The following is a 26,706-nucleotide window of genomic DNA, read 5'->3' as shown; positions in this document are numbered from 1 at the left end:
GGTGAATGGCAGGGCCTTCATGATGGACCCCGCAGCCTTCTTCGATGGGGCATTCACGGCGGCGATGCTCAGTCCGCGATGCCTTGTCATCGGCTCGGAAGAACGACGTATTGTCCGGACCGGGCATCCATCCATCAGATTGAAGATGGACCTGGAAGAGATCGCCACAATTCAACCGTTTCTGAGATACACGCCCGATCATCTATCCCACCATGATCGTCAGCCGTTCAGCGTTTTCCGGATCGCCGATGGCAGCGAGCTGACAGATCTGGCCGGTTACAGCTGGTCGGATTGGGAGGCCGAGGCGCAACGCATGGGCGGGGCGTTCCAGGAGGCATTTGCCTTTCACCGCCAGTTCAGTTCCGACTGGCGCCGGCTGATGCCCGATGTGGCGGAGATCCTTGCGAGCTGGCGGCCAAAGCTGCTGCCTGCCGCACCGGTGCCCCAACGGGGCCATTATACGGATGCGGAACAGGTGGTGATGCTTCGCTATTTGGCCGATACCCTGGATCGGCCGGACATGCCGGTCACGTCTTATGGCATGCCGGCAGTGACGAAGGCGGCCGGCAGGAAGCGGATCGCCTTTACCGTCAGCGCCCCGAACAAGGAGCGGACGCTCCTATTCCGTGTCATTATTGGTCCGGAGAGAGGGAAGTTTGACTTCTACCATAATAATGTGACTATGCATCCCAAGGGCCGTCTGTATCGCGACCGTTTCGTTGAAAATATCGCTGAATATACGGGCCTTGCATACTCATCAAAGCCGGATACGTCAAACGGGCACCACCATCGATTCCCCGGTGGCCTGGAAAGCGTGATGTCTGTTCTGCCCGTTGTATTCGACATGCTGATCAAGACCTATCCATCCTGGCGCGATGATTGGCCCGGTGATGGAAGCTGATCACCAAAAAGAGGGCCGGCATCAAGCCGGCCCCAGTTTGCCCATCGGGAGTTCACGCTTCGACAGGGTTCCTCAGAACTTGGCCCCCAATGTCAGGCCGTAATAGCGGGGTGGGCCGTAGGTGGAGAAGGTCCAGAGCGAGCCCACCACATTGGTGGCGGTGTTGTAGCGCTTGTCGGTCAGGTTACGGCCCACAGCCTGGACCGTGTAGCGGCCTTCGGCATCGTGCCAGGTGATGGCGGCGTTCAGCAGGGTCTTCTTGACCAGCTTGCTGTCGAATTCCGGGCTGACATCGGAATAGACATAGCCGTTCTCATCCTCGAACTGGATGGCGCCGTTGAACAGGATCTCGCCCTTGTCGGCCAGATCCATGGTGTAGGTGGCATCCAGCGACCATTGCCATTTCGGCGCGCGGTTCAGGGGACGGTTGGAGAAGTCGATATCGATCTTGCCGTCAAAGTTCGTATCGGCTTCGAACTTGTCATATTTGGCGTCCAGATAGCCCAGCACGCCCCGGATTTCCAAGCCTTCGGTCGGCAGGATGCTGCCTTCCAGCTCCAGCCCCTTCACGGTGGCCTCACCGGCATTGAAGAAGCGGGTTTCCTGGACCTGCTGACCGAAGCTGTTGGTCAGGGTGGCGACCAGACCACGCTGCATGTCCTTGTAGTTCACATAGAAGGCCGTGGCGTTCAGCCGGGCGCGGTTGTCCAGGAAGTCGGACTTGATACCGGCTTCATAGCTGTCGGCCAGTTCCGGGTTGGTGGGACGCGCCGCCAGGGCCGGGATGGCCACGCCCGTCGTGCCCGTCTGGTCATTATAGGCACCGGACCGGAAGCCGCGCGAATAGGTGGCATAGGCCATCACGTCGTCGGTGACCTTGTAGGAGGCGCTGGCCCGCCAGGTGGGTTCCGACCAGGACTGGCTGTCGCGCACCACGCCGGTCGGGTACTTGTCGAAATCACCGGCATTCAGAAGCTTGCCCAGCTTGTCCCAGGTGAAATTCGGGTCGAACGTGCCGGACAAGGCCTGCACAAACACCTGATTGCGCCCGGCCCAGGCCTTTTTCTCGTGCGTCCAGCGCGCACCGCCGATCAGGGTCAGCTTGTCATTCACCGCCCAGGTGACGTCGCCATAGGCGGCATAGGCCTTCTGGCGTTCCTGGTTGCACAGGACCTGCGGGTTGTTGTTGAAGGTGCCGAATGGCAATTGTGTCCCGAACAGGTCCAGGAAGCCCAGGATCTGCGCCACGCAGAAATTGACGTCATTCTTCTGATAGAAGCCGCCGGCCACCATCTGCACCGGGCCGTCCCAGTTGGACGCCATGCGGAGTTCCTGCTGGAAGGTCTTGCGCAGGTCGGTGCGGTTGGCATCGAACAGGGAGATGGGGCCGACCTCACCCGTATAGGTGCTGGGCAGTTGCGAATATTGTTTGCGCCAGCCGGTGACAGACGTCAGCGTGACCTTCTCCGCGTCCCAGTTGATGGTGCTGTAATAGCCGTCAACATCCACCTGATGCCCGTCCGACATGTTCAGCAGGCTGTCATCGCGATTGGTGATGCCGGCATGGTCCAGCGGGTCGCCGGCATCCTGGCTGAAACCCAGATTATAGAAGGCCCAGCGGCTGTCCGACGGGGTGGTGTTGACCACGGGCACGCTGTCGGAATTGTCGCGCACGCGTTCCACCTGGAACAAAGCCTCGACATTTTCCGTGGGCTTCCACAAAAGCTTGGCGCGGCCGTTGAAGATATCCTCGCCACCCAGCTTGGAACCATCGCCGCAGCCGCGCGCATTGCTGCCGGGCACGGGGCCATAGCAGGCGCCATTCTTGTAATAGCCATCGGACTTGTTATAGGCGGCGACCAGACGCACGCCCAGCTTGTCCTCCACCAGCGGCAGGTTCACCGACGCCTTGGCGGCGCGGGTGCCGAAACTGCCAGCCGTGAATTGCACCTCGCCGGCCTGATCGGTCAGGGACGGCTTCTTCGTGTATACGGTGACGACACCGCCGGTGGTGTTCTTGCCGAACAGCGTGCCTTGCGGACCGCGCAGCACCTCCACCCGCTCCACGTCGAACGTGTCCAGCAACTGGCTCTGCACGCTGGGCATCACGAAATCGTCCAGCATCACGCCCACGGGCGCCTCTGAATAGACGATGATGTCCACCTGCCCCACGCCGCGCATGGCGAAGGAGGCGGCGTTGAAGCCGGTGACGCGCGCCGCGGAGAAATTGGGCACATAGGCCGCGATATCGCCCAGATCCTTGGGCGGGGCCGCGTCGAACATGGCCGGGGTGAAGGCCGACACGGCCACCGGCGTATCCTGCAAATTGCTCTGCCGGCGGTTGGCCGTCACCACGATCTCATCCAGGCCGATGGGCTGCGCATTGGCCTGCGTCCCCTCATTGGCCGGGGTGGCCTGCTGGGCCAGCACCGGCATCGACGCAAGCATGGCAACGGCACTGGCGCACAGGCGCCACCCCGCCGCACGGAATTTCCGCGACATTCTTTTCCTCCCTTTATGCCGCCCTTCGGCGGCTGCTTTTCCGGTCACCCGCATTCACGGCGGATCATTCTGGAGAGTCCGGCACCCGCAGCCGGATACATGGCCCCCGGTTGAACATGCGGGGCACGGTGTTTTCTGGATACGGTGCGGACTGTATAATATTTTCAAATGGCACGCAATGTATACGAAGCGAAAAATGTGCGCGGATGCAGGAAGCAAGGCCCTGGCGTTGGCGCCGCGCGGATTTCAGGCATCCGGCGGGCTTTTCCCCGCGTCACGGCCGGTGACTTCGGGCGGGGTGCCGTCAGATAAATATGCAATGTACACTTCATGCGTATTCAATCTCCGCCGCGACGGCTTGACTTGTCGCCCACCATGACCGATACATGACAGCGATGCCGCCTTGTACGGATCGCCGTGGCGGCGGCATCGGAAGAGGTGGCAAGCGCGGCAGCGCGCGGCGGAGGACGGATGAGCAAGCCCACACACGTAACGCATGCCGAACATGTGCGTGTGTCCCTGGAACAGGACATTTTCATGGGCCGCCTGCGTCCCGGTTCCCGCCTGGACGAAGAGGTGATTGCCAGCCGTTTCGGCATATCGCGGACGCCCGTGCGGGAGGCGGTGCTGCAGCTTGTGGAATCCGGGCTGGTGGAGAAGCGGCCGCGCCAGGGCGCGGTGGTGGCCAGCATGGATATCCGCCGGATGATCCACATGTTCGAGGTGATGTCGGAGCTGGAGGGGCTGTGCGCCAAATTGTCCGCCCGCCGCATGTCACCGGAGGAGAAGGTGAAGCTGGCCGAGGTGCACAAGCTTTCCGAGGATCATTACAATGCCGGCCGCCAGGATGAATATTACACGGCCAGCCGCAAGTTCCACCAGTTGCTGGTCTGGGGCAGCCATAATGACGTGCTGGTGGAGATGACGGACAAGCTGGCCCTGCAACTGGTCCCTTATCGCCGGTACCAGTTGAATTACCCGGGCCGGGCAGAGGAAAACCTGCGCGACCATGCCGCTATTCTGGACGCCGTGCAGCAGGGAGATCCGGAGATTGCCTATCGCCGCCTGCGCCAGCACACGACGATCCAGGGCGACATCTTCGCTGAATATATCTCCCTGACCGGGCAGCGGGCGGCGGAATAAGGCAAAGACCCTGGCATGACACGTCCCGGTCTTGACGGTCCGGGATTGATGGTGTTGATCCTTGTCCTACACCATGGGACAGGGCGTCGATTGGCTTGTCTTTTTTCCACTTGAGCCTGTAGTTCCCGATAAAAACAGAGGAGTGGGATGGACATCATGGGTCAGGCCGATCAGTACGATATCGTCATTGCCGGGGCCGGACAGGCGGCGGCGCAATGCGCCCAGTCGCTGCGTCAGGGGGGATTCACCGGCAGCCTGGCCCTGATCGGGGACGAGGAGCAGGCCCCGTATGAACGTCCCCCCCTGTCCAAGGATTACCTTTCGGGCAAGCGCGATGCGGTTCGCCTGCTGCTGCGCAAGCCGGAATACTGGGCGGAAAAGCAGGTCACGCTGCTGACCGGGCGGCGGGTGGACAGCGTTGATCGCGATGCCCGCATCCTGACCCTGACCGACGGCGCCAGGGTCGGCTATGGCAAGCTGATCTGGGCCACGGGCGGGCGGCCGCGGCGCCTGTCCTGCGCCGGGGCCGATCTGGCCGGTGTGCATGCCATCCGTTCCATCGCCGATATTGACGGGCTGAAGACCGATCTGTTCCCCGGTGCGCGGGTGGTGATCGTGGGCGGCGGTTATATCGGGCTGGAAACGGCGGCGGTGCTGCGTGGTTTCGGCCATCCGGTCACGGTGCTGGAGGCGCAGGAACGGCTGCTGGCCCGTGTCACCTCGCCGCCCGTCTCCACCTTCTTCGCCGACCTGCATCGCGGGCGCGGCGTGGATGTGCGCCTGTCGGCCCAGGTGTCGGCCCTGCGCGGCGGGACGCGGGTGGAGGCGGTGGAACTGTCGGACGGGACGCTGGTGCCGGCCGATATCGTGGTGGTCGGCATCGGCATCATCCCCAATGTCGAACCGCTGGCCGCCAGCGGCCTGCCCTGCCCCAACGGGGTGGAGGTCGATTCCCTGTGCCGTACCGCCGACCCGCATATCCTGGCCATCGGCGATTGCGCCCTGCATCCCAACATCTTCGCCGGCCGGTCCATCCGGCTGGAATCGGTGCCCAACGCCGTGGATCAGGGCAAGGTGGCGGCCGACACGCTGCTGGGCCTGGAAAAGCCCTATGTCTCCCTGCCCTGGTTCTGGTCGGACCAGTATGAGGTGAAGATGCAGGCGGCGGGCCTGGCCATGGATTACGACCGGATCGTGCAGCGCGGCGACCCGTCCGGCCCCGGCTTCTCCGTCCTGTATCTGCGCGCCGGCCGCGTCATCGCCATCGACTGCATGAACGCCGCGCGCGATTTCATCCAGGCCAAGGCCCTGATCACGGGCGGCATGGTGGTCGATCCCGACCGGCTGGCCGATACGGGCGTGGACCTGAAAACGCTGGCGGCGGCGGCGGCCTGACCGGACAGCACCGGGACCCTTCATCGATGGTATGCACATGGCCGGCCCTGCCGATATGACCTTCATCTACCTGCTGGGCGGGACCATCCTGGCGCTGGCGGGAAAGGCCGATCCGGCCGACAGTGCCGCCCTGCTGCGGGCTGCCGGCATCATGCTGGACGGGCCGGTGACGGTGCGGCCCTTCCGCAGCGTGGGCAGCCAGAACCTGACCCTGTCGGATATCCGCGCGCTGGCCGCCGATATCCAGGCCCGCCATGCCGAGGGCGTGCGGGCCTTTGTCGTGGCGCAGGGCACCGATACGATGGAGGAAACCAGCTTCCTGCTGTCGCTGCTGGCCCCCGCCGATGCCACCATCATCATGACAGGGTCCATGCGCACGGCCGATGCGCCGGGGGCGGAGGGGCCGGGCAATCTGCGCGACGCCCTGATCGCCGCCCGGTCGCTGTCGGGCCGGCGTCCGGGCGTGCTGGTCGCCATCGCCGGCGAACTGCATGACGCGCGGCTGGTACGCAAGATGGATAGCGGCCGCATCGCCGCCTTTGGCAGCCCCGGATGGGGGCCGGTGGGCAGCATCATCACCGGCCGCGTGCGGCTGGCCATGACACCCCTGTCCGCGCCCGGCCCCTATGACTGGCCCGTGGATAAGGGGGGGGCGCGTGTGGGCCTGCTGACCATCGCCATGGATGCCGACCCGCTGTCCGCCGCCGCCTATGCCGATGCGGCCTGGGACGGGCTGGTGGTGGAAGCGATGGGGTCGGGCCATGTGCCCCAGGCGCTGGCTGCGCCGCTGGCCGCCATCGCCGCGAGCAAACCCGTGCTGCTGGTCAGCCGCTGTCCGCAGGGCGACACCGACGCCCACGGCACCTATCAGGGCGACGGCACGGCATCCTGGCTGATCGCCAACGGCCTGATCGATGCCGGCAGCCTGGACGGGCGCAAGGCCAGGCTGCTGCTGACGGTCATGCTGGCCGCCGGCCGCGATGTGCGGGCGGAAATGGCGGGGTGGGCCGGCATGGGGGTGGTGTGAGGGGGGACGGGAGCCTTATGAGTTTCGCTCACCTTGCGAGTTTCCCTCACCCTCCCATTGGCTGACGCCAATGGGCCCCTCCCTCTCCCACAAGCGGGCGAGGGGCGGAAAAAGACCAGACCTCAATGTTCGCCCCTCGCCCGCGTCAGCGGGTGGGAGGGTGAGGGCAAGCCCAACGGCACCGCCGGCGCCCCGCTTCACAGCGGCAGAAGGGCGCCGCAGCCCACCCTAGCCCACCACCCCCGCCACCTTCAGCGCCGCGATCTGGTCACCATCCAGGCCCAGCAGGTCGGCCAGAACCGATCCCGTATCGGCCCCCAGATCGGGCGGGACCGTGCTGTCCACATTCGGCGTATGGCTGAACTTCACCGGGTTGGCCACGCCGGGCACGGTGCCCGCCGCCGCGTGCGGCAGGGTCAGGGCCAGACCGCGATGCACGATTTGCGGGTCGGCAAAGGCGGCGGACAGGCTGTTGATGGGACCGGCCGGCACGTCCGCCGCCTCCAGCGCCGCCAGCCATTCCGCGCCGGGCCGCGTGGTCAGCCGGTCGGACAGCAGCCGGGTCAATTCCACCCGGTTGGCCACGCGGGCACGATTGCTGGCAAACCGGTCATCGCTGCCCAGTTCGGCCACACCCAGTACGGCGCACAGGCGCTGAAACTGCCGGTCATTGCCGACGGCCAGATTGATATGCCCGTCGGAAACGGGGAACGTGTCATAGGGCACGATGGAGGGATGGCCATTGCCCATGCGCCTGGGATCGCGGCCCGAGACCAGCACGTTCAGCGCCTGATTGGCCATGGCGGCCAGCATGCAATCCAGCAGCGCCACATCAATGCGCTGGCCCTGGCCCGTGCGCTCCCGATGGTGCAGGGCGGCCAGGATGGCGTTGCCGGCATAAAGCCCGGTGATGATGTCGGCCAGGGCGACGCCGGCCTTGGCCGGGCCGCCGGCCGGATCACCCGTGACGGACATCAGCCCGCTCATCCCCTGGATCAGGAAATCGTAACCCAGTCGCTGCGCATAGGGTCCGTCCTGACCGAAACCGGTGATGGAGCAATAGATCAGGCGGGGGTTGAGGGCGGCCAGGCTGTCATAATCCAGCCCATACTTGGCCAGCCCCCCCACCTTGTAATTCTCCACCAGCACATCGGACTTCACGGCCAGATCGCGGATCAGGGCCTGTCCGTCGGCACTGGTGAAATCCACGGCAATGGAGCGCTTGTTGCGGTTGGCGGTCAGGAAATAGGCCGACGGGCTGTCGGGACCGGCCACGAAGGGCGGGCCCCAGCGGCGGGTATCATCCCCCTCCCCCGGCCGTTCGACCTTGATGATCTCCGCCCCGAAATCGCCCAGCATCTGGGTCGCCCAGGGGCCGGCCAGGATACGGGACAGGTCCAGGACGCGGATGCCGTCCAGGGTGCCGGGCATGGGATGCTCCGTGGTTTGATGATGCTGGTTATGTCGGACCCTCACCCTCCCAAGCCCTAGCGGGCTTGGGCCCCTCCCTCTCCCGCAAGCGGGCGAGGGGCGGAATAGGCGAACCCGCAAAGTCATGCCCCTCGCCCACGAACGTGGGAGAGGGAGGGGCCCGCCCGCGTCAGCGGGTGGGAGGGCGAGGGTACAACATTCCCGCCCGCGTCAGCGTTTGGAAGGGCGTAACCCGGCCGATCAGAAAAACGCCTGCAGCCCCGTGATGGCGCGGCCCAGGATCAGGGCGTGGACGTCATGGGTGCCTTCATAGGTGTTGACCGTTTCCAGGTTCACCATATGGCGGATCACGTCGAATTCGCCGGAAATGCCGTTGCCGCCGTGCATGTCGCGGGCCATGCGGGCGATGTCCAGGGCCTTGCCGCAATTGTTGCGCTTGACGATGGAGATCATTTCCGGCGCCACCTGCCCCGCCTCGAACAGGCGGCCGACGCGCAAGGATGCCTGCAGGCCCAGGCTGATTTCGGTCAGCATGTCGGCCAGCTTCTTCTGCACAAGCTGCGTGCCGGCCAGCGGCTTGCCAAACTGCTTGCGATCCAGCGTATAGGACCGGGCGGCGTGGAAACAGGCTTCCGCCGCCCCCATGGAGCCCCAGGAAATGCCGTAGCGCGCCCGGTTCAGGCAGCCGAACGGCCCCTTCAGACCCGACACGTTGGGCAGCAGGGCGTCCTCGCCCACCTCCACCCCGTCCATCACGATCTCCCCCGTGATGGAGGCGCGCAGGGACAGCTTGCCCTCGATCTTGGGCGCCGTCAGGCCCTGCATGCCCTTTTCCAGGACAAAGCCCCGGATGGCGCCGTCATGGGCGTCGGACTTGGCCCAGACGACAAAGACATCGGCGATGGGGGAATTGGTGATCCACATCTTGGACCCGGTCAGGCGATAGCCGCCATCGATCCGCTCGGCCCGCGTACGCATGCCGCCGGGATCGGACCCGGCATCCGGCTCCGTCAGGCCGAAACAGCCGATCCATTCACCCGATGCCAGTTTGGGCAGGTATTTCTTCTTCTGCGCCTCGCTGCCATAGGCCTCGATCGGGTACATGACCAGCGACGATTGCACGCTCATCATCGAGCGATAGCCGCTATCCACCCGCTCCACCTCACGCGCGACAAGGCCATAGGCGACATAGCCGACGCCGGCCCCGCCATATTCCGGCGCCACGGTCACGCCCAGCAGGCCCATCTCCCCCATCTCGGCAAAGATGGCGGGGTCGGTCTGTTCCTTCTCAAACGCCTGCCGCACGCGGGGGCGCAGCTTTTCCTGCGCGAAGGCATGGGCGCTGTCGCGGATCAGCCGCTCCTCCTCCGTCAACTGGTCGTTCAGGAGAAAAGCATCATCCCAGTGGAACGCGGCCGTGCCCGCCATGATCGCAAACCCCATGCGTGGATAAGGGCCCTAGCGATACGCCCGATGCCGGCCCGGTGCAAACCATGATTGCTCACCAACTTAATGAGGGATTGGAATGAAGTCTGGCGGGTTTCAGCAGGTTTTGGCATTCTGGGCACAGGAAGTTGCATGATGGTGGCTTCGACATGTTTTGCCCTCACCCTCCCATTGGCGGACGCCAATGGGCCCCTCCCTCTCCCACATTCGTGGGCGAGGGGCGAAACTTGGCGTTTCGCTTCAGTCTGCCCCTCGCCCGCTTGGCGGGAGAGGGAGGGGCCCGCCCGCGTCAGCGGGTGGGAGGGTGAGGGAACAACACCTCCCCACCACCGCCCACCCAACCGAAAGCCCCGCCCATGTTCGCTCGCCGCCTGATCCCCAGTACCGCCGCCCTGATCGCGTTCGAGGCGGCGGCGCGTCTGGGCGGGTTCACGGCCGCCGCATTGGAACTGAACCAGACGCAGGGCGCGGTCAGCCGGCAGGTGGCGCAACTGGAGGCGCAGTTGGGCGTCGCCCTGTTCACACGCGTGCGGCAGCGGGTGGTGCTGACGCCGGCCGGGCGGTATTTCGCCGATCAGGCGCGCGAGATCCTGGGCCGGCTGGGTCACGCGGCGGCCCGTACCATCGCCTTCGACGGGGATGGCGGTACCCTGGATCTGGCCATCCTGCCCACCTTCGGCGCGCGCTGGCTGATCCCGCTTATGGGGGATTTTTTTGCCCGCCACCGGGATGTCACCATCAATTTTTCCACCCGTGTCCGGCCGTTCGACCTGCGGGCGGAGGGGATCGACGCCGCCATCATGGCGGCCCCGCCGACGCTGCCCGGTCTGGTCCATCACCGTTTCATGGGAGAGGTGCTGCTGGCCGTGGCGGCGCCATCACTGCTGCGCGACCGGGCCGTGACCATACCGGCCCATGTCGCGGCCCTGCCATTGCTGCAGCAGGAGACGCGGCCCGACAGTTGGGATCGCTGGTTCGCGGCGCATGGGCTGCGGCGCGGCGGGGAACAGCCGCTGGTCTTCGAACAGTTCCTGCTGGTCATCCGGGCGGCGGTCGCGGGTCTGGGCGCGGCGCTGGTCCCGTCCTTCCTGGTGCGCGAGGAACTGGCGGCGGGGGAATTGCTGCCGCTGCCGGGGGGCGCGTTGTCGACCGAGGGCGGGTATCATCTGGTCTATCCGGCCGACCGCGACACCTATGGCCCCCTGGTCGCCTTCCGCGAATGGCTGCTGTCGGTGGCGGCGCGGGGATAAAAAAATGGCGCCGTCGGGTGAACGACGGCGCCAAGGCCTTGAGGAGACAAGAAAGAACAAGAACCAGACAGGAGCGTCCCGGGGCCGACCAAAGGCCAGCCCCAGGACAGACACGCATCAATAGGTGAAGCGTGCCACGGCCGTGATACGACGGTCGTTCATGTACCAGCCGCGCGGCACCTTCACATTCTCGCCATCGGGACCCGTCACCACCGCCGAGGTCTTGGTGACCTGGTTCAGCAGGTTGGCGCCCTGGACACCGAACTTGAAGTTGTCGTTGAAGCTGTAGAAGAACGAGGCATCCCACTGCCCGCCCGCCTCGTTGACGATCGGGTCATAGGGGAAGATCACGTCGCGGATCGTCAGCACGAAGTCCGACCGCCAGGAATAAGAGACGCGGGCGGAAATCGGGCCGTAATCCCAGAAGGGCGTGATGTTGAACTGATGCTTGGACAGGCCCTGCAACGGCAGCTTGGTCATGTCCACCGTCGTCACGCGGCCCGCACCCACATCCGGATCGGTTTCCGACAGGGTGCTTTGCGGCACGCCGGAGCTTTTGACATAGGTGTAGTTGGCCTGCAGGCCGAGACCGGAGAAGACACTGGGCAGGAAATCGTAGGTCTGCTGATAGGCGATTTCGAAGCCCTTGATCTTCCCGTCCTCGTCAGCATTGACGGGTGTCGTGACGATGCTGTCGAACGTGGCGCCGTTGTTGGTCAGCGGATAACGGATCGTGCTGTTGGTCAGCACGCCCTTCAGCCGCTTGTAGAAGATCGAACCCGTCAACTGACCGACATTGGAGAAGTACCATTCCGCCGTCAGATCGTAATTGTCGGCCGTGGTCGGCCGCAGATACGGGTTGCCGGCATTGAATTCACCCTGCAGGCGGTAGCTGCCGGGAATGGCATTGCCATTGGCGTCGGTATTCTGCAGCGTCGTCAGGTTCACATTGAAGAAGTTACGCGTCAGACCGGTGGCCGGCGGTGCCACGCCCTTGAAGTACGACGCGCGGAACTGCACACCGTCATCAACCTCCAGCTTCAGGTTCAGGTTGGGCAGCCAGTAATCATACTTGATCTTCACGGTACTGGGCGTCAGCGCATTGTTGGTGTAGGCACGTGCCTGCGCCCGCACCGTCGCGCTGAGGGTACAGAAGCCCGGTATTGCCTGACCGCTGCTTCCCGCCTCGGCAATCGCGTCGGCGCAGTCCTGTTCCGACGGGAAGGCGGAGCTGGGCGTGGGGAAGGCAAGGTAACCGCCCGCGGTACGATCGGTCGTGGTATAGCGGACGCCGACATTACCCGACAGGTTCCAGCCATTGTCGAAGTCGGTATCGAACTTCGTCATGACATAGCCGGCATTGTTCTCTTCCCGGATCGGGTTGATTTCACCCGGCAGGAAGGGCGTGCCGGCGATGACACCGGCACGATTGGCCAGCGCGTTCCAGCCGCCATTGCGCACCACGCCATCGGCACCCGTCACGGTGGGTTCCCATTCGCGGTTGATGGCGCCGGCATAGGCGATATAGGCCTGATAATCCTTCACCGTGTTGCCCGAATAGAACACCCGGCCCTGACCCAGCAGCGGATCGGGGAACTTGCCACGGAAGAACTTCGGATAGGTGAAGTTGGTGAACTGGGTCGGGGCCGTACCGCCGGTGCCACCAACGGTATTGTCCACCGGATCGGTCAGCCAGACGGGACCGCCATTGCCCCACTGTTCCGACAGACGCCCCCAGTTATACGTGGAGAACCGCGCCGTCTGCCGCCGGTCGGCATACCGATAACCGGCCTGCACCGACTTGAAGAAACTGCTGTCCTCCATCTTGTAATCGAAGTCGATGCGCGCGGCGTCGGAATTGCCGTCGCTGTCCTCGATATGGTCCATCGCCGACCGGTAGAAGGCGTTGTACGGGTCGGAGAAGCTGGTATGTCCCGGCCCGAAATAGCTGGGATTGCCAGCCTCCCCGAGAGCGCCGGAGCAGCCGGTCGTATAGTTGGCAGCGGGACCGGAACAGACCTGGGGCGCGCGGAACTCGACCTTGGGGTAACCCTTGCCGCCATTCATGTCGATGGCGACATCCTGGTAGCTGGAGGTCCACAGACCATTATCCATGATCCAGGTCTTCGACTTCACATGCTGATAGTCGAAATTGATGCCCAGATTCTCGGTCGCATCCCAGCGGAAATTCAGGCCGTAATCGTCGGTGACCAGCTTTTCCTCATGGTCACGACGGATATTGTTGCTCTGCAGGCCGCTGAGCGGCACGCGGGCCGCACCGGCATTCTGGTCGTCGCGCCAGCCATTGGGGCCGGTGATAACGCCGCTTTCGAACATGCCGGAACTGTCGAATTTCAACGTCGTACCCGGCACCCGGCGGCTGTCGCCATTGTTGGCAACGTTGTCGGTGGCGATTTCAACCGCATGTTCGGTCCAGGCCTGACGGCTGTCCGACCGCAGGAAGTTGAACACCGCCTCCATCGTGTTGTCGGGGCTGCGCCATTGCGCGGTGGCCGCATAGCCATAACGCTGGCGGTCGAATTCCTGCGTGCCCACCACGGCGCCACGCGGGAACAGCACCTGATCGGTGATGGCGTTGGGGCTCGTCTCCGACCCGTTCTGCACCACGTCGCCATCGGAATAAAGATTGCGGACGCGGAAGCTGGAAAGCTGGAAACGGTCGGCGCGGGATTTCAGTTGCGATCCCACGGCACTGCCCAGGAACCCGAACTCACCGATCTTGGTATCCCAGCGGTCGGAATAGAGCACGGAGCCGGTGGGCGCATATTCCTTGGCAAAGTCGCCATAGGACAGTTCGGCAGACGCCGCCAGCATACGTTCGGCGCTGTCGAACGGCTTGCGCGTGCGCAGGTTCACGACGCCGGCGATGCCGCCTTCGATCCGGTCGGCGGTCGGCGCCTTGAACACGTCCACGCCGCCCATCAGTTCGGACGGCACGTCGGCAAAGCCCAGCGCACGGCCGTTATTGGCGCTGAACGCCTCGCGTCCGTTGAATTCGGACCGGACATAGGTCAGGCCGCGCACCACCACGCCCGATCCTTCAACCGAGAAATGGTCCGGGTCGATACCGGCGGCGAAGCGGTTGATGGACACGCCGGGAATACGTTGCAGCGCCTCGGTCACCGACCGGTCCGGCAGGGCGCCGATATCCTCGGCCGTAACGCTGTCGACGATGGTGTCGGAGTTCTTCTTGATGTCCTGCGCGCTTTGCAGCGACTTGCGAAAACCAGTAACGATGATCTCTTCCAGCGCCGCATCGCCGGCCGTGTTGTTGGCCTGGGCCACCAGTACAGCGCTGTCATTTCCGGTAACGGAAGAAGCGACCGGCGCGGGCGCCTGCCCCCCCACGGGTTTATCATCTTGATTTTGCTGGGCCTGTGCCGGCATGACCGTGGCAATGGCGCACAGGGCGGCTATGGAAACCCCACCTTGCAGCGTGCGGCCAAAATCGTGCAGCCGCCGCATCCCCTGCCGGGGGCGATCGATAACACCCATCCCCTTTTCCTCCCATGTTAGCGCTAGCATTTTTGGATTTGCGCTTTGAACAAGTTAAATTGGTAATCAGGACCTGCCCCAACGTCAAGAGCTCATATGTTAGGGCTAACAAAAAAGCGATTTCTGTTATTGCGCCGCAACAAAACCCTCTGCTGCGGCGCACATGCGTTGACGACGTACAGAAGTGAGCGTTAACATCGACAATAATGGGGGGAACAATGAAAAAAGAAACAGTTGAAGAACAATCTAACGTACGGGTCTTGATCGTAGGCGGTGGGACGGCAGGATGGATGGCTGCGGCAGCGCTGTCAACCAAGCTGGCGGGAACCGGCATTTCCATCCGTCTTGTGGAATCGGCGGAGATCGGGACTGTCGGCGTGGGCGAGGCCACGGTGCCCCATATCCGGCATTTCAACGCCAGCCTGGGATTCGACGAAGCCGATTTCATGTCGCGCACGGAGGCGACGTTCAAGCTGGGGATCGAATTCCGCGACTGGGGGGCCAAGGGGGATGCCTATATCCACCCCTTCGCCGCCTTCGGGCGTGATATTGGCGGCGTGCCCTTCCATCACCACTGGACCCGCGCGCGCCGCGCAGGGCGGGTGCCGGCGGACGGGCTGGACGCGGTGTCGCTGCCCATCCAGGCCGCGCGGGCCGGGCGTTTCGGCCATCCGTCGCCCGACCCGTCCAGCTTCTTTTCCAGCTTCTCCTACGCGTATCAGTTCGATGCCGGCCTTTATGCGGCCTATCTGCGCGCCCATGCCGAGGCGCGTGGCGTGGTCCGGACGGAGGGCAAGGTGCGCGACGTCACCCTGCGGCCCGACGGCCAGGTCGATTCGGTGCTGATGGAAAGCGGGGAACGGATCACGGCCGACCTGTTTGTCGATTGTTCCGGCTTTCGCGGCCTGATCATCGAAGGCGCGCTGAAGACGGGGTATGAGGATTGGACCCGTTTCCTGCCCTGTGACCGGGCCGTGGCCGTACCCTGCGCCAATGCGGCCGATCCCGCCCCCTATACCAGGGCCACGGCGCGGGAGGCGGGCTGGATGTGGCGCATCCCGCTGCAGCATCGGGCCGGCAACGGCCATGTCTATTGCAGCGGCTTCATCGATGATGACACGGCCGAAAGGACGCTGCTGGACCAGCTTGAAAACCCGGCCCAGGCCAGCCCGCGCCGCCTGCGCTTCACCACCGGCAAGCGCAAGCGGCAATGGGTGGGCAATTGTGTTGCCATCGGCCTGTCGGCGGGTTTCCTGGAACCGCTGGAAAGCACGTCCATCCACCTGATCCAGTTGGGTATCGGCCGGCTGCTGGACCTGTTCCCCACGGGGCCGGACCTGGACCCGCTGGACGCGGCGGAATTCAACCGGCTGATGGATCTGGAATATGAACGGGTGCGGGATTTCATCATCCTGCATTATGTGGCGACCCAGCGCGACGACACCCCCTTCTGGAACCATTGCCGCACCATGGCCATTCCCGACAGCCTGGCCACCAAGATGGAACTGTTCCGGCAGCGCGGCATCGTCACCCTGTACCGCGACGGCATGTTCCTGGAACCAAGCTGGATTGCCGTCTATCTGGGTCAGAACATCCTGCCCGACCATGTCGATCCGCGCGCGGCCCTGGTGCCCGATGCGGAACTGGACCGCATCATCGCGCTGGAGGCGGAAAATTGCCGCCGGGCCGCATCTTCCATGCCCACGCATGGCGATATCCTGTCCCGGTACAAGGCACAGGTGCCGGCATGAAGCCCCTGCACGACATCGTCATTGCCGGCGCCGGTTTTGCCGGCTGGCTGGCGGCGGCTTCCATCGCCCGCAACCATGCGGGGCGCGGCGGATCGGTGACCCTTGTCCCCCTGCCCGGCCTGGATGACAGCCTGGACCCGTTCGGCCCCGCCACCGCCGCCCTGCCCGGCGGGGTGGAGGGGCTGGCGGCATTGCTGGGTGTCAATCCGCCCGACATCATGCGGGCCGGTGGCGGCGGGTTCAGCCTGGGCACCGTTTTTCAGGGCTGGGGCGGCAACGGCGCCGTCAGCTTCCTGCCCTTCGGGGAGACGGGGGCGGACCTGAACGGGGTGGGGTTCCACCATCTGGTCTGGCGGGCGCGGGCGGCGGGTGCGCAGATACGGATGACGGATTATTCGCTGGCCACGCTGGCGGCACAGGCCGAACGCTTCGCCCTGCCCTCCCCCGATCCGCGATCCGTGCTGTCCACCCTGGCGCCCGGTGCCTTCATCGATCTGCGCGGCCTGACGGACCTGGCCAGGGGTCAGGCGCTGGCGGCGGGCGCCCGGCTGGCCCCTTCCCCGCTGTCGCATGTGCGCCGCGACGGGGATGGCGGCGTTACCGGGCTGGTCCTGGCCGATGATACCCTGGTCACAGGTGACCTTTATATCGACACCACCGGCCCCCGCGCCCTGCTGGCCGGCCCCGGCAATGGCTGGCACGACTGGCGCCGCTGGCTGCCCTGTGACCGGTTCGGGGTGGAACCGGTGGCGGCCGATGGCCCCCCGCCCCCCTATGCGCTGCACAGCGCCGAGGGCGATGGCTGGACCCGCCGCATCCCCCTGCGCCGGGGTGCCTGGGTGACAAGGCTGGGCACCGGGCCGGGCAGCTTCATCAGCGGCCGGCGCGACCGGCAATGGGAAGGGAACACCCTGTTTCTGGGGGCCTCATCCTGTCTGCTGGACCCGGTGGGCGGGGTGGCGCTGTCGCTGCTGCTGTCGGGCCTGAACCTGCTGCTGTCGCATTATCCCGTGTCGCCCGGCACGGGGCCGGAAGCCGGTTCCTTCAACCGCCAGATGGCGGAGCAGGCGGAGCGGGCGCGTGATTTCCTGATCCTGCCGTTCCGGACCAATGGCCGGACGGGGGAACCGTTCTGGGACGCGGCGCGTGCCATGGACCTGCCCGCCCCGCTGGCCGATAAATTGTCGCTTTATGAAAGCCGGGGGCGCATCCCGCTGCTGGATGGGGAGATGTTTCAGCGGCCGGACTGGATCAACCTGCTGGACGCGGCCGGCATCCGCGCCCGGCGATGTGATGTGCAGGCCAATGGCCTGAACGACGGACAGATCATGACCCATCTGGAACGGTTGCGCGGCGTGCTGCTGCGGGCGGCGGGCGGCATGCCAACCCATGCCCAGGCGCTGGCCCAACTGGTGGGAGCACCGGCATGACACGCAGCCCCGATCCCATCCGCCAGATCGTCATTGTCGGCGGCGGCACCGCCGGCTGGATGGCGGCGGCCGCCCTGTCGCGCCTGTCGGCCAACGGCGCCACCCGCATCACGCTTGTTGAGAGCGAGGAGATCGGCACCGTCGGCGTGGGCGAGGCGACGATCCCGCCCATCCGGCAGTTCAACAGCCTGCTGGGCCTGGACGAAAACGACTTCGTTTCCCAGACCCAGGGCAGCATGAAGCTGGGCATCGCGTTCGAGGGCTGGACAAGCGCGCGGCCCCGCTATCTGCATCCGTTCGGGTCCTTCGGCTTTGACATGGAGGCGGTGAAGTTCCACCAATTCTGGCTGAAACTGCACGCCCAAGGCCTGGCCAGCGGCATCGACGATTACAATCTCTGTGCCACCATGGCGAACAAGGAGAAATTCGCCCGGCCCGTGCCCGACCCGTCATCGGTCCTGTCACAGGTCACCTACGCCTATCATTTCGATGCCAGCCTCTACGCCGCCTACCTGCGCCGCTATGCGGAGGCGCGGGGGGTAAGGCGGGTGGAGGGCAAGGTGGCGTCGGTTCCGCTGCGCGCCGCCGACGGGTTCATCGAGGCGGTGGTGCTGACCGACGGCCGGCGGGTGGAAGGAGAGCTTTTTATCGACTGTTCCGGCTTTCGCGGCTTGCTGATCGAAGGGGCGCTGAACAGCGGGTACGAGGATTGGACGCACTGGCTGCCCTGTGACCGGGCTTTGGCCGTGCCGTCCGCCAATGTCGGACCGCCCAAGCCCTATACCCGCGCCATCGCGCGGGAAGGCGGCTGGCAATGGCGCATCCCGCTGCAACACCGTACCGGCAACGGCTATGTCTATTGCAGCCAGTTCATCACGGACGAACAGGCGGCGGAGACCTTGCTGTCCAATCTGGAAGGCCCGGCCCTGGCCGACCCGCGCCCGCTGCGCTTCACCACGGGCCGGCGGCGGAAAATGTGGAACCGCAATTGCGTGGCGCTGGGGCTGGCGTCCGGGTTCCTGGAACCGCTGGAAAGCACCTCCATCCACCTGATCCAGGCGGGCATTTCCAAGCTGCTGGCCCTGTTCCCCGACCGGTCATTCAGTCCGGCCAATATCGACGCCTATAACCGCCTGTCCGCGATGCAGTTCGAACAGGTGCGCGACTTCATCATCCTGCATTATGTCGCCAATGACCGGCCCGAGCCCTTCTGGCAGCGCGCGGCGTCGATGGAGATCCCCGACAGCCTGCGCCAGAAGATCGACCTGTTCCGCGCCTGCGGCCGGCTGTTCCGGTTCGAGGATGAGCTGTTCAGCGAGAATAGCTGGATCGCCGTGCTTCTGGGCCAGGGGATCATTCCCGAACGCTGGGACCCGCTGGTCGACACCATCGATCCCGGCCTGGTCCGCCATAATCTGGACCGGCTGCGCGCCGTCTTTGCGCGCACGGCCGATGCCATGCCCGGCCATGGCGACTTCCTGGCCCGCACGATCAAGGGTCGTGGATCATGACCCTTGATCGTTATCCGTTCCCTCAAGCGCCGGGCGGCGGCATCCGCCGCCTTGGCTTACGCGACCATGGGGTCGCGGACCAGCGGTCGCTGGCCTTTAAGGGCCATGTTCCATGCCCCTTAACTTACACCCCCGCGAGGAAAGCATGAGCAGCGACCGTCGTATCCGCCGCATCACCATCATCGGCGGCGGCACCGCCGGATGGATGAGCGCCGCCACCTTCGCCCGGCTGCTGGGCACCGATTATGCCCAGATCACCCTGGTCGAAAGTGACGAGATCGGCATTGTCGGCGTGGGAGAGGCCACCATCCCGCAGATGGCCACCTTCAACCGCATGCTGGGCATCGACGAGGATGAGTTCCTGCGCGAGACCAAGGGCAGCTTCAAGCTGGGCATCCAGTTCGTGAACTGGGGCCGCGTGGGCCACACCTATTTCCACCCGTTCGGCCATATCGGCCTGCATATGGAGGGCGTGTCCTTCCATGCCTACTGGCTGCGCCTGAAACAGGCGGGGCTGGTCGACCGGATCGAGGATTGGTCGTTGCAGGCCACGGCCAGTGCGCGCGGCAAGTTCATGCGCGCCATCAATGCCGGCCGCTCGCCCTTGTCGGAAATCGCCTATGCCTTCCATTTCGATGCCGGGCTTTATGCGCGCTATCTGCGCCGCTATGCCGAAGCGCGCGGTGTGGTGCGGCGGGAGGGCAAGATCACCCGCGTCCATCAGCATCCCGAAACCGGCTTTGTGCAGTCCGTCGAACTGGCCGACGGCTGCCGTGTGGAGGGCGACCTTTTTATCGATTGCTCCGGCTTCCGGGGCCTGCTGATCGAAGGCGCGCTGAAGGCCGGGTATGTCGACTGGTCCCACCACCTGCCCTGCAACCGCGCGGTTGCGGTCCCGTGCGAGGGGACAGAGGCCATGGCGCCCTATACCCGCTCCACCGCGCGGGCGGCCGGATGGCAATGGCGCATCCCGTTGCAGCACCGGATCGGCAACGGCCATGTCTTCTGTTCGGAGTATATGAGCGACGACGAGGCGGTGTCGGTCCTGCTCTCCAACCTGGATGGCAAGCCGCTGGCCGATCCGCGCTTCGTGCCATTTCAGACGGGGCACCGGAAAAAGCTGTGGGACCGGAATGTCGTGGCCATCGGCCTGTCGTCGGGTTTCCTGGAACCGCTGGAATCGACGTCGATCTGGCTGATCCAGTCGGGCCTGTCGCGCCTGATGGCCATGTTCCCCGATCTGGATTTCGATCCCGTCACCCGCGACCGGTACAACCGCATCCTGACCACGGAATATGCGGAAATCCGCGACTTCCTGATCCTGCATTACAAGGCCACCGAACGCGCCGACAGCCCCTTCTGGGACTATTGCCGCACCATGCCCGTGCCCGACAGGTTGCAGGAAAAGATGGACGTGTTCAGGGCCCATGGCCGCACGTTCCGGGAGAATGAGGAACTGTTCAACGACACAAGCTGGTTCGCGGTGATGCTGGGTCAGTTGATGGTGCCGCGCAGTTACGATCCCGTCGCCAATATCCTGAGCCTGGATGAGACCAGGGCGCGGCTGGACCATATCCGCGAGGCCATCCACAATTCGGCCGATTACATGCCGCCCCACCGGGATTTCATCAATCAGCATTGCCGGGCCGGGTGATCCCGCCGACGGCCCGCACCACCGGTCATCATTCATGACCGGTGGTACGGCGGCAACCGGCGATCAGACGATCACCGTCTCCACGCTGATATTGCCCTTGGTGGCGTGGCTGTAGGGGCAGACCTTGTGGGCGCGGGCCACCAGATCCTCGGCCACTTCCTTGTCCAGACCGGGCAGGCTGACATTCAGCTTCACGGCCAGACCGAAACCCTCATCCTCACGCGGGCCGATGCTGACATTGGCGGTGACGGAGACATTGGCCGGCACGGCGATCTTGTCACGGCCGCCCACAAACTTCATGGCGCCGATGAAGCAGGCCGTATAGCCGGCAGCGAAAAGCTGCTCCGGATTGGTGGCGCCACCGGCACCGCCCAATTCCTTCGGCGGGGCCAGCTTCACATCCAGCAACCCATCGTCGGAGGTGGCGCGGCCGTCGCGGCCACCGGTGGAGGTCACATTGGCGGTGTAGAGAACCTTCATGATCATCACTCCTGTCTGTCGGCATTTCGCCGGGTGGTTGGCGGTGCCGGGTGGCCCCGTCGATCTCGTGAGGGAAAGATCGCTCACAATTAGATCGCGCGCAATGTATTTTATCGCGTACGATTATATCGCTCGCTATGCATTTTCTGCAGTTGACGGACTTGACCTTTCCGGTCGGCGGGTGCTGGCATGGGCGCCTTGCCATGGCTGGACCCGCCAGGATCGTGACCGATACCCCCTCCCTACCGGCCCGCCCGCGCCTGTTCATCGCCGGCCTGGGTATCGGACAGATCATCGCCTGGGGCAGCCTGCTCTATGCTTTCCCGCTTCTGGCCGCCCCGATGGGGGCGGAACTGGGCTGGTCGAAGATGGAAACCTATCTTCTGGCCTCCCTTTCCCTGGGCATGGCAGGGCTGGCCGCCTATCCGGTGGGCCGGGCCATCGACCGGGGCCGGGGGCGCGCGGTGCTGGCCGGCGGATCGGTGCTGGGCGCCCTGGCGCTGACGGCCTGGGGCGGGGCGGGATCGGCCTGGATGCTGGTCCCGGCCTTCATCGGCATCGGCGTGGCCCAGGCCATGACCCTTTATGAGCCGGCCTTTGCCGTCATCGCCCGGCGCTTCGGGGCCGGGGCGCGCGACGGGATCACGGCGCTGACCCTGTGGGGCGGGCTGGCCAGCACCTTCTTCATCCCCATCACACAATTCCTGCTGGACCATCTGGGCTGGCGCGGGACGGCCTTCGCGCTGGCCGGGTTCAACCTGCTGGTCAATCTGCCGCTGCATCTCTGGCTGCTGCGCGACGACCGCGCGGCGGGGGCGACCGAGACCGGCATGGATGCGGCGGCGGCCGACAGGGTGGCCGTGCGCTGGGCCCTGCGGCAATGGGCCTTCTGGGGACTGGCGCTGGCCTTCATGCTGTATTTCGCGGCTTTTACCGGCGTGACCTTCCACCTGTATCCGCTGCTGTCCGAACGCGGGCTGGATGCCGCGCATGTCGTCACCATCATGGCCATCATCGGCCCGGCCCAGGTGGCGGGGCGTGTGCTGATCATCGTGCTGGCCCGGGGAACACCCATCGCCCTGGTCGGCTGTTTCACTACCCTGACCCTGGCCGTGTCGCTGCTGGGGCTGGGGGCGGCGGGAACGGACATGGTGGCGCTGATCGGTTTTGCCCTGGTCTATGGCGCGGCCAACGGCATCCTGACCATCGTCCGCGGGGCGGCCGTGCCGGAAATGCTGACGCGCCGGGCCTATGGCGCCATCAACGGCCTGCTGACCACACCCATCGGCGTGGTGCGCGCCCTGGCACCCAGCCTGGCCGCCCTGGTCTATGACGCCACGGGCGGCTATGGCGGGGTGCTGGTGGCGTTCATCATCATGGCGGTCGCCATGACACTGGTCTTCTTCACGGTGGCCAGACAAAAGCCACCGGTCGAGCCACAATAAAAAGGCGGCCGCGGACACGCGGGTCGGGACAGGGGAGCCGGCCCGCGGGACGATTAGCCCGCGGCCGCAACGGTCATGCCGCTTGCCCCGGCATGCCGACCTTGAAACCGGGCTGGTTCAGCGGATGGTTCTTGTCCACAAACACCGACCGGTCATTCTTCAGCATGATGACTTCAAAATAGGGGCGGAACTGCTCGTCGGTGATACCGAAAGCCTTCTGCACCTTGTCGAAGAAATCACGCTCCTCCTGCTCCGCCTCCCCGTCCGACAGGGCGCTGTCGACCAGATTCATCATGATGCACAGGCGCTGCGCCGTGGTCAGGACGGGCGTCGCCTCGGCCAGGAACTGCTCATGGCTGTGGCTGCGCACATATTTCATGGCGGCGTTCAGCAGCGCCTGATTGTTGGCGCCGACACCGATCGTGCCGCCCGACTTCTCGCCGCCGATGACGGCCAGAAGGTGACCCACCTCCTCGGCATCCATCTCGCCATCGGCGGCCATGGTGTACAGAAGGGCGATGGCAAAGGCCTTGTGGGCCGTCATGGCCTCGCCCTTGTCGCTTTTGAACATGTTGAACAGGCTCATGTCAGGATCTCATCTGCCAATGTGTTGATTTATTTTGTGATTTTTAAAGACGGGTATAGTGCCCGTCGATAACCCCGCCGCGCCCCTCATAAGGCCGGCGGAAGGGATGCTGGCCGTCCAGATGGCGGCGCAGAAGCTCGACATTCCGATCATTGGCCCGGAAAAACATGTCGCCGACCCAGCCGACGACGGGGATGGCGCTGATCAGGCTGTCGATCACGACATTGCCGGCCATGCGCGTGACCAGCCGTTTCGGCGCGCCCAGGCGGGAACATTCCCAGACCAGCCAGGCGGCCACACCCGTGGATATGGCCAGACCGGCACCGGGGATCAGGTTGAGCGGCGCGTCCAGACCCACTCGTCCGACGATGGGCAGGCGGATGGCGCTGTCCAGGATCCGGGCCGCACGGTCCAGCCGCCGGCGCACGCGCCAGTGATTGTCCATATGCGCCTCGGTGCGCGGATCATCGTAATGGGGGGTATAGCGTTCCAGGTTCGACATCAAAAGACAGGCTCCTTCACGACCAAGCCACAGCTTCGCCCAAGGAGTCCGACATCGCGTGCGGCTGTCGCCATCACGCCAGAGGGGCCCGGACCCAGGATAGCGCTGATGTAAGAAGCGCTGACCGCCGTTCAAGGGTATGGTGATGAGATTTTTTTTGCCCCTTCCGTCCGCCCGGCCCGCCCGTTACCGTGCGCCCGCCTTCCGACCAACAGGAGCCGGCCCCATGGCCCCCGTCACCATCTGGCACAATCCCGCCTGCGGCACATCGCGCACCACCCTGTCCATGATCCGCGACAGCGGCATCGAACCCGTGGTGATCGACTATCTGAAGACCCCGCCCGACCGCGCCACCCTGTGCCGGCTGATCGCGGCCAGCGGCCTGGGCGTGCGCGGCATCGTGCGGCAGAAACAGGCGCTTTATGCCGAACTGGGCCTGGACGACCCGGCCGTGACGGACGAGGCCCTGATCGACGCCATGCTGGCCCATCCGATCCTGATCAACCGCCCCATCGTGGAAACCGACAAGGGCGTGAGCCTCTGCCGCCCGGCGGAGACGCTGCGCGAGATCCTGCCGGCGTGAGCGGGTCCAGGGAGCCTGATCGGTGATGGATTGATGCTTGATTATGGGTCCGGACGTGAAACATGACCAGCACCACACCCTTGAAACGCCCTGACCGCCCGGCGGATACTGCCGGAACCCCTGCGACGTCAGCAGATGAGAGGGGTGACCGGGAGTGCCTTCAGGCGCGGATGGACGCTTACATGGAGCGTTTCAATGAATGGTCGGCGCATGGCCTCTCTTTAGCGGATGAATTTGGCCCGTTGTAATGGCGCAGTTCGATGTTCACCGCATCACGGGGAAGGCCGCCAGGATCTACCCCTATGTCGTTATTGTTCAGTCCGGTTTATTGAGACGTTAGGAACGATGCATAACCGTTCCCATGTCCGTTGATCATGCTTCAACAATGGATGCGGTCACCACCCCCTCCTTTATTGTTGAAGGGCGTCGGGCAATTTTTCTTCCTCAATTAATCACGAATATACCACGCTCTGCCCTGGGTCCGTTGGTTGCTAATCTTGCAGCACATGGCGGCGCCATCATCCGTGCGCTGGATCAGGTCCTGTCGCGGGGATATCTCGACTGATACGCGTGTCAGTAAGTCCTGACACGTCAGGATTTACTGACGTCGGCGGCAGGGGCCGCCACCGCGCCCGTGGGCGCGGATACGAAGGTCAATACTTATTACCCTCCGTATGACATGGCTTGATAATGGGCTAATTATCCTATAAACTGCTTTTTTTCCTCACCCGGAATCCCATTGCGGCGGCGGTGGCCCTGAACGGCCGCCGCCGCCTTTTTGCATGCGCGGCGCGCGGAAAGGATCCTCATGTTGGGCAGGATGGTACAGGCCATGATCGGTGTCGGGGCGCAGGCGGTGGCGGCAGCCGTCACACCCTTTGTCGGCGACAAGCTGCAGGACGAGGCCAGCCGCCACGGCGAGATGCTGGCACGGTTCCAGCAATTCGGAGCGGAATTCGCCGATCGGCAGAACCGCACAGGCTGGGACAGCTTTATCGACGGGCTGAACCGGTTGCCGCGCCCGGCCATGGCGCTGGGGGTGATCGGCATCTTTGTCTGGGCCTCGGCCGATCCGGCGGGCTTTGCCGTGGCGGCCCAGGCCTGGTCCCTGATCCCGGAGGAAATGTGGATCGTGCTGGGCGCCATCATCGCCTTCTTTTTCGGCGACCGCACCCTGCTGTCCGCCCGGCGCGGCAAGGCGCCGACGGCCGAGCATGTGGGGGCGGTACTGGCGGCCCGCGCGCGGCTGGAAAAACTGCGCCCCGATCCCGCTGCCGATCCCGACCGCTATGACCGGGAAATGGCCGACCGGGGAAATCCCCTGTCGGATGCCGTGATCCAGGAATGGAACCGCCGCCACGGGACGAATGGCGCCGGGTAATACCGTCGGGCGAAATGTTTGCCCGATGGTATCCGCGCCGACCGGCGCGGCGGTGGCCCATGCCGCCGAAGCCTTTAATCCCGAAGAGCGGGATTAAAGGCCGCTGATATAAGGCCGGTCACGGCACGACCTGCCGCCGGCCCCGCCCCGATCGGTGTCCGGCACCGGCCCGGCCCGCCTATCCTGCGCTCCGCTTTACGGCATGAACAAGGGATGGCGGATATGGACCGGGTTTTCAGCTTCATCGACCTGCGCGCCTTCGCGGCACAGGCGCTGCCGGCGGCCATGGCGGGCGGGTCCTGGCTGGAGAGCCGGGTGGAGGTGCCGCTGGCGCCCGGTCCGGTGACACTGTCGGTCCTGAAGCTGGCCGCCGGCCGGGGAGAGGTCCCACCCCTGCCCGGCGATGAATTCGTGCTGGTCCTGACGGGGTCACTGACGCTGACCGCCGGCGGGGCCAGCGTCACGCTGGGCCCCGATCAGGCGGCGATGGTGCCGCGCGGGCTGCCCCTGGCCTGGGACGCCCCCGCCGGGGCCACGGCCCTGGTGATGCGCAGCGCCGAGCCGGGTGCGGCCGGGGCCGACCGGGTGGTGGCCATCGACACGGCCGCCCCGCTGGCCCCGTCGGGCGCGCCGCTGGCCGAACTGCTGCTGTCCCCCACCCCGTCCTGCCGCAACCATACGGATTACACATCCGGCAGCGGCGTGTTCATGGCAGGCACCTGGGACAGCACGCCCTATCACCGCCGCGCCATGCGGTACCGGCACTTTGAGC

20 protein-coding genes and 1 pseudogene are annotated in these 26,706 nt (G+C 64.9%); 14 read left to right on the top strand and 7 right to left on the bottom strand.

The features are described 5' to 3' along the window. A partial coding sequence (locus KBA48_RS22910) for a hypothetical protein (protein ID WP_292910734.1) occupies positions 1-901 on the top strand: 901 nt, incomplete at its 5' end. 72 nt (positions 902-973) lie between these two features. Here the strand turns inward: KBA48_RS22910 and KBA48_RS22905 are convergent. Beyond that, a complete protein-coding gene (locus KBA48_RS22905; protein WP_292910732.1) occupies positions 974-3,403 on the bottom strand; it encodes a TonB-dependent receptor in 2,430 nt (809 codons plus the stop codon). A gap of 471 nt (positions 3,404-3,874) precedes the next feature. Here KBA48_RS22905 and KBA48_RS22900 point away from each other — a divergent pair, with 471 nt between their 5' ends. The 3 genes from KBA48_RS22900 to KBA48_RS22890 all read left to right on the top strand — a co-directional run bounded on the left by KBA48_RS22900 (position 3,875) and on the right by KBA48_RS22890 (position 6,968). Further along, the gene (locus tag KBA48_RS22900) at positions 3,875-4,546 is read left to right on the top strand and encodes a GntR family transcriptional regulator (RefSeq protein WP_292910730.1); all 672 of its coding nucleotides are present in this window, start codon (positions 3,875-3,877) and stop codon (positions 4,544-4,546) included. 156 nt (positions 4,547-4,702) lie between these two features. Then, positions 4,703-5,941: an FAD-dependent oxidoreductase gene (locus KBA48_RS22895; RefSeq protein WP_292910728.1), complete on the top strand. Its 1,239-nt coding sequence runs from the start codon at positions 4,703-4,705 to the stop codon at positions 5,939-5,941. A gap of 37 nt (positions 5,942-5,978) precedes the next feature. Then, positions 5,979-6,968: an asparaginase domain-containing protein gene (locus KBA48_RS22890; RefSeq protein WP_292910726.1), complete on the top strand. Its 990-nt coding sequence runs from the start codon at positions 5,979-5,981 to the stop codon at positions 6,966-6,968. A 228-nt stretch (positions 6,969-7,196) separates the two neighbouring features. Here KBA48_RS22890 and KBA48_RS22885 read toward each other — a convergent pair whose 3' ends face one another. Next, positions 7,197-8,399 (bottom strand): CaiB/BaiF CoA-transferase family protein, encoded by a 1,203-nt coding sequence (locus tag KBA48_RS22885; protein ID WP_292910724.1) that lies wholly within the window; start codon positions 8,397-8,399, stop codon positions 7,197-7,199. 240 nt (positions 8,400-8,639) lie between these two features. Then, on the bottom strand, positions 8,640-9,827 hold the full coding sequence (locus KBA48_RS22880) for an acyl-CoA dehydrogenase (RefSeq protein WP_292910722.1): 1,188 nt from the start codon (positions 9,825-9,827) through the stop codon (positions 8,640-8,642). A 374-nt stretch (positions 9,828-10,201) separates the two neighbouring features. Here KBA48_RS22880 and KBA48_RS22875 point away from each other — a divergent pair, with 374 nt between their 5' ends. Further along, positions 10,202-11,095, top strand: coding sequence for a LysR substrate-binding domain-containing protein (locus tag KBA48_RS22875; RefSeq protein ID WP_292910720.1), 894 nt, complete (start codon positions 10,202-10,204; stop codon positions 11,093-11,095). A gap of 117 nt (positions 11,096-11,212) precedes the next feature. Here the strand turns inward: KBA48_RS22875 and KBA48_RS22870 are convergent, their stop codons facing one another. Beyond that, positions 11,213-14,611 carry a TonB-dependent receptor gene (locus tag KBA48_RS22870; RefSeq protein WP_292910718.1) on the bottom strand — a complete coding sequence of 1,133 codons (3,399 nt, stop codon included), beginning with the start codon at positions 14,609-14,611 and terminating at the stop codon, positions 11,213-11,215. Between the two features lie 206 nt (positions 14,612-14,817). On the opposite strand from KBA48_RS22870, the gene KBA48_RS22865 reads away from it, so the two are divergent. The 4 genes from KBA48_RS22865 to KBA48_RS22850 all read left to right on the top strand — a co-directional run bounded on the left by KBA48_RS22865 (position 14,818) and on the right by KBA48_RS22850 (position 20,957). Next, entirely contained in the window at positions 14,818-16,362 is a 1,545-nt protein-coding gene (locus KBA48_RS22865) for a tryptophan halogenase family protein (protein WP_367273866.1), read from the top strand. Beyond that, entirely contained in the window at positions 16,359-17,792 is a 1,434-nt protein-coding gene (locus KBA48_RS22860; RefSeq protein ID WP_292910714.1) for a tryptophan 7-halogenase, read from the top strand. The genes KBA48_RS22865 and KBA48_RS22860 overlap by 4 nt, the downstream gene beginning before the upstream one ends. Then, positions 17,789-19,303, top strand: a complete 1,515-nt coding sequence (locus KBA48_RS22855) for a tryptophan halogenase family protein (protein WP_292910712.1) — start codon at positions 17,789-17,791, stop codon at positions 19,301-19,303. Before KBA48_RS22860 ends, KBA48_RS22855 begins: the two co-directional genes overlap by 4 nt. A 145-nt stretch (positions 19,304-19,448) precedes the next feature. After that, the gene (locus KBA48_RS22850; protein ID WP_292910710.1) at positions 19,449-20,957 is read left to right on the top strand and encodes a tryptophan halogenase family protein; all 1,509 of its coding nucleotides are present in this window, start codon (positions 19,449-19,451) and stop codon (positions 20,955-20,957) included. A gap of 63 nt (positions 20,958-21,020) precedes the next feature. On the opposite strand, the gene KBA48_RS22845 is transcribed toward KBA48_RS22850, so the two are convergent. Next, complete coding sequence (locus KBA48_RS22845; protein ID WP_292910708.1) at positions 21,021-21,437, bottom strand: organic hydroperoxide resistance protein; 417 nt, start codon at positions 21,435-21,437, stop codon at positions 21,021-21,023. A 203-nt stretch (positions 21,438-21,640) separates the two neighbouring features. Between KBA48_RS22845 and KBA48_RS22840 the strand changes: the two genes are divergently transcribed. Beyond that, positions 21,641-22,882: an MFS transporter gene (locus KBA48_RS22840; RefSeq protein WP_292910706.1), complete on the top strand. Its 1,242-nt coding sequence runs from the start codon at positions 21,641-21,643 to the stop codon at positions 22,880-22,882. Between the two features lie 73 nt (positions 22,883-22,955). Here KBA48_RS22840 and KBA48_RS22835 read toward each other — a convergent pair whose 3' ends face one another. Beyond that, positions 22,956-23,468, bottom strand: a complete 513-nt coding sequence (locus tag KBA48_RS22835) for a TerB family tellurite resistance protein (RefSeq protein WP_292910704.1) — start codon at positions 23,466-23,468, stop codon at positions 22,956-22,958. Between the two features lie 43 nt (positions 23,469-23,511). Further along, positions 23,512-23,970 carry a DUF4112 domain-containing protein gene (locus KBA48_RS22830; RefSeq protein ID WP_292910702.1) on the bottom strand — a complete coding sequence of 153 codons (459 nt, stop codon included), beginning with the start codon at positions 23,968-23,970 and terminating at the stop codon, positions 23,512-23,514. Positions 23,971-24,196: 226 nt separating this feature from the next. On the opposite strand from KBA48_RS22830, the pseudogene arsC reads away from it, so the two are divergent. From arsC to KBA48_RS22810, 4 genes and pseudogenes are all read left to right on the top strand, one after another. Further along, a pseudogene (gene arsC / locus KBA48_RS22825) lies at positions 24,197-24,547 on the top strand (arsenate reductase (glutaredoxin)); the annotation flags it as partial. A 355-nt stretch (positions 24,548-24,902) separates the two neighbouring features. Next, positions 24,903-25,118: a CcdB family protein gene (locus KBA48_RS22820; RefSeq protein ID WP_292910736.1), complete on the top strand. Its 216-nt coding sequence runs from the start codon at positions 24,903-24,905 to the stop codon at positions 25,116-25,118. Positions 25,119-25,361: 243 nt separating this feature from the next. After that, positions 25,362-25,934, top strand: coding sequence for a 3TM-type holin (locus KBA48_RS22815; protein ID WP_292910700.1), 573 nt, complete (start codon positions 25,362-25,364; stop codon positions 25,932-25,934). Positions 25,935-26,156: 222 nt separating this feature from the next. Then, a partial coding sequence (locus tag KBA48_RS22810) for a hypothetical protein (protein ID WP_292910698.1) occupies positions 26,157-26,706 on the top strand: 550 nt, incomplete at its 3' end.

Source organism: Niveispirillum sp., from assembly GCF_017996735.1.
In the GTDB taxonomy this organism is placed as follows: Bacteria; Pseudomonadota; Alphaproteobacteria; order Azospirillales; family Azospirillaceae; genus Niveispirillum.
The sequence above is the reverse complement of the archived record's forward strand: the minus strand, read 5'-3'. Positions and strand labels throughout refer to the sequence as shown.

Excerpts from the sequence above, each read along its gene's own strand:
- KBA48_RS22905 (WP_292910732.1), bottom strand. The coding sequence starts at position 3,403 with ATGTCGCGGAAATTCCGTGCGGCGGGGTGGCGCCTGTGCGCCAGTGCC.
- KBA48_RS22900 (WP_292910730.1), top strand. The coding sequence starts at position 3,875 with ATGAGCAAGCCCACACACGTAACGCATGCCGAACATGTGCGTGTGTCC.
- KBA48_RS22895 (WP_292910728.1), top strand. The coding sequence starts at position 4,703 with ATGGGTCAGGCCGATCAGTACGATATCGTCATTGCCGGGGCCGGACAG.
- KBA48_RS22890 (WP_292910726.1), top strand. The coding sequence starts at position 5,979 with ATGGCCGGCCCTGCCGATATGACCTTCATCTACCTGCTGGGCGGGACC.
- KBA48_RS22885 (WP_292910724.1), bottom strand. The coding sequence starts at position 8,399 with ATGCCCGGCACCCTGGACGGCATCCGCGTCCTGGACCTGTCCCGTATC.
- KBA48_RS22880 (WP_292910722.1), bottom strand. The coding sequence starts at position 9,827 with ATGGCGGGCACGGCCGCGTTCCACTGGGATGATGCTTTTCTCCTGAAC.
- KBA48_RS22875 (WP_292910720.1), top strand. The coding sequence starts at position 10,202 with ATGTTCGCTCGCCGCCTGATCCCCAGTACCGCCGCCCTGATCGCGTTC.
- KBA48_RS22870 (WP_292910718.1), bottom strand. The coding sequence starts at position 14,611 with ATGGGTGTTATCGATCGCCCCCGGCAGGGGATGCGGCGGCTGCACGAT.
- KBA48_RS22865 (WP_367273866.1), top strand. The coding sequence starts at position 14,818 with ATGGGGGGAACAATGAAAAAAGAAACAGTTGAAGAACAATCTAACGTA.
- KBA48_RS22860 (WP_292910714.1), top strand. The coding sequence starts at position 16,359 with ATGAAGCCCCTGCACGACATCGTCATTGCCGGCGCCGGTTTTGCCGGC.
- KBA48_RS22855 (WP_292910712.1), top strand. The coding sequence starts at position 17,789 with ATGACACGCAGCCCCGATCCCATCCGCCAGATCGTCATTGTCGGCGGC.
- KBA48_RS22850 (WP_292910710.1), top strand. The coding sequence starts at position 19,449 with ATGAGCAGCGACCGTCGTATCCGCCGCATCACCATCATCGGCGGCGGC.
- KBA48_RS22845 (WP_292910708.1), bottom strand. The coding sequence starts at position 21,437 with ATGAAGGTTCTCTACACCGCCAATGTGACCTCCACCGGTGGCCGCGAC.
- KBA48_RS22840 (WP_292910706.1), top strand. The coding sequence starts at position 21,641 with ATGGCTGGACCCGCCAGGATCGTGACCGATACCCCCTCCCTACCGGCC.
- KBA48_RS22835 (WP_292910704.1), bottom strand. The coding sequence starts at position 23,468 with ATGAGCCTGTTCAACATGTTCAAAAGCGACAAGGGCGAGGCCATGACG.
- KBA48_RS22830 (WP_292910702.1), bottom strand. The coding sequence starts at position 23,970 with ATGTCGAACCTGGAACGCTATACCCCCCATTACGATGATCCGCGCACC.
- KBA48_RS22815 (WP_292910700.1), top strand. The coding sequence starts at position 25,362 with ATGTTGGGCAGGATGGTACAGGCCATGATCGGTGTCGGGGCGCAGGCG.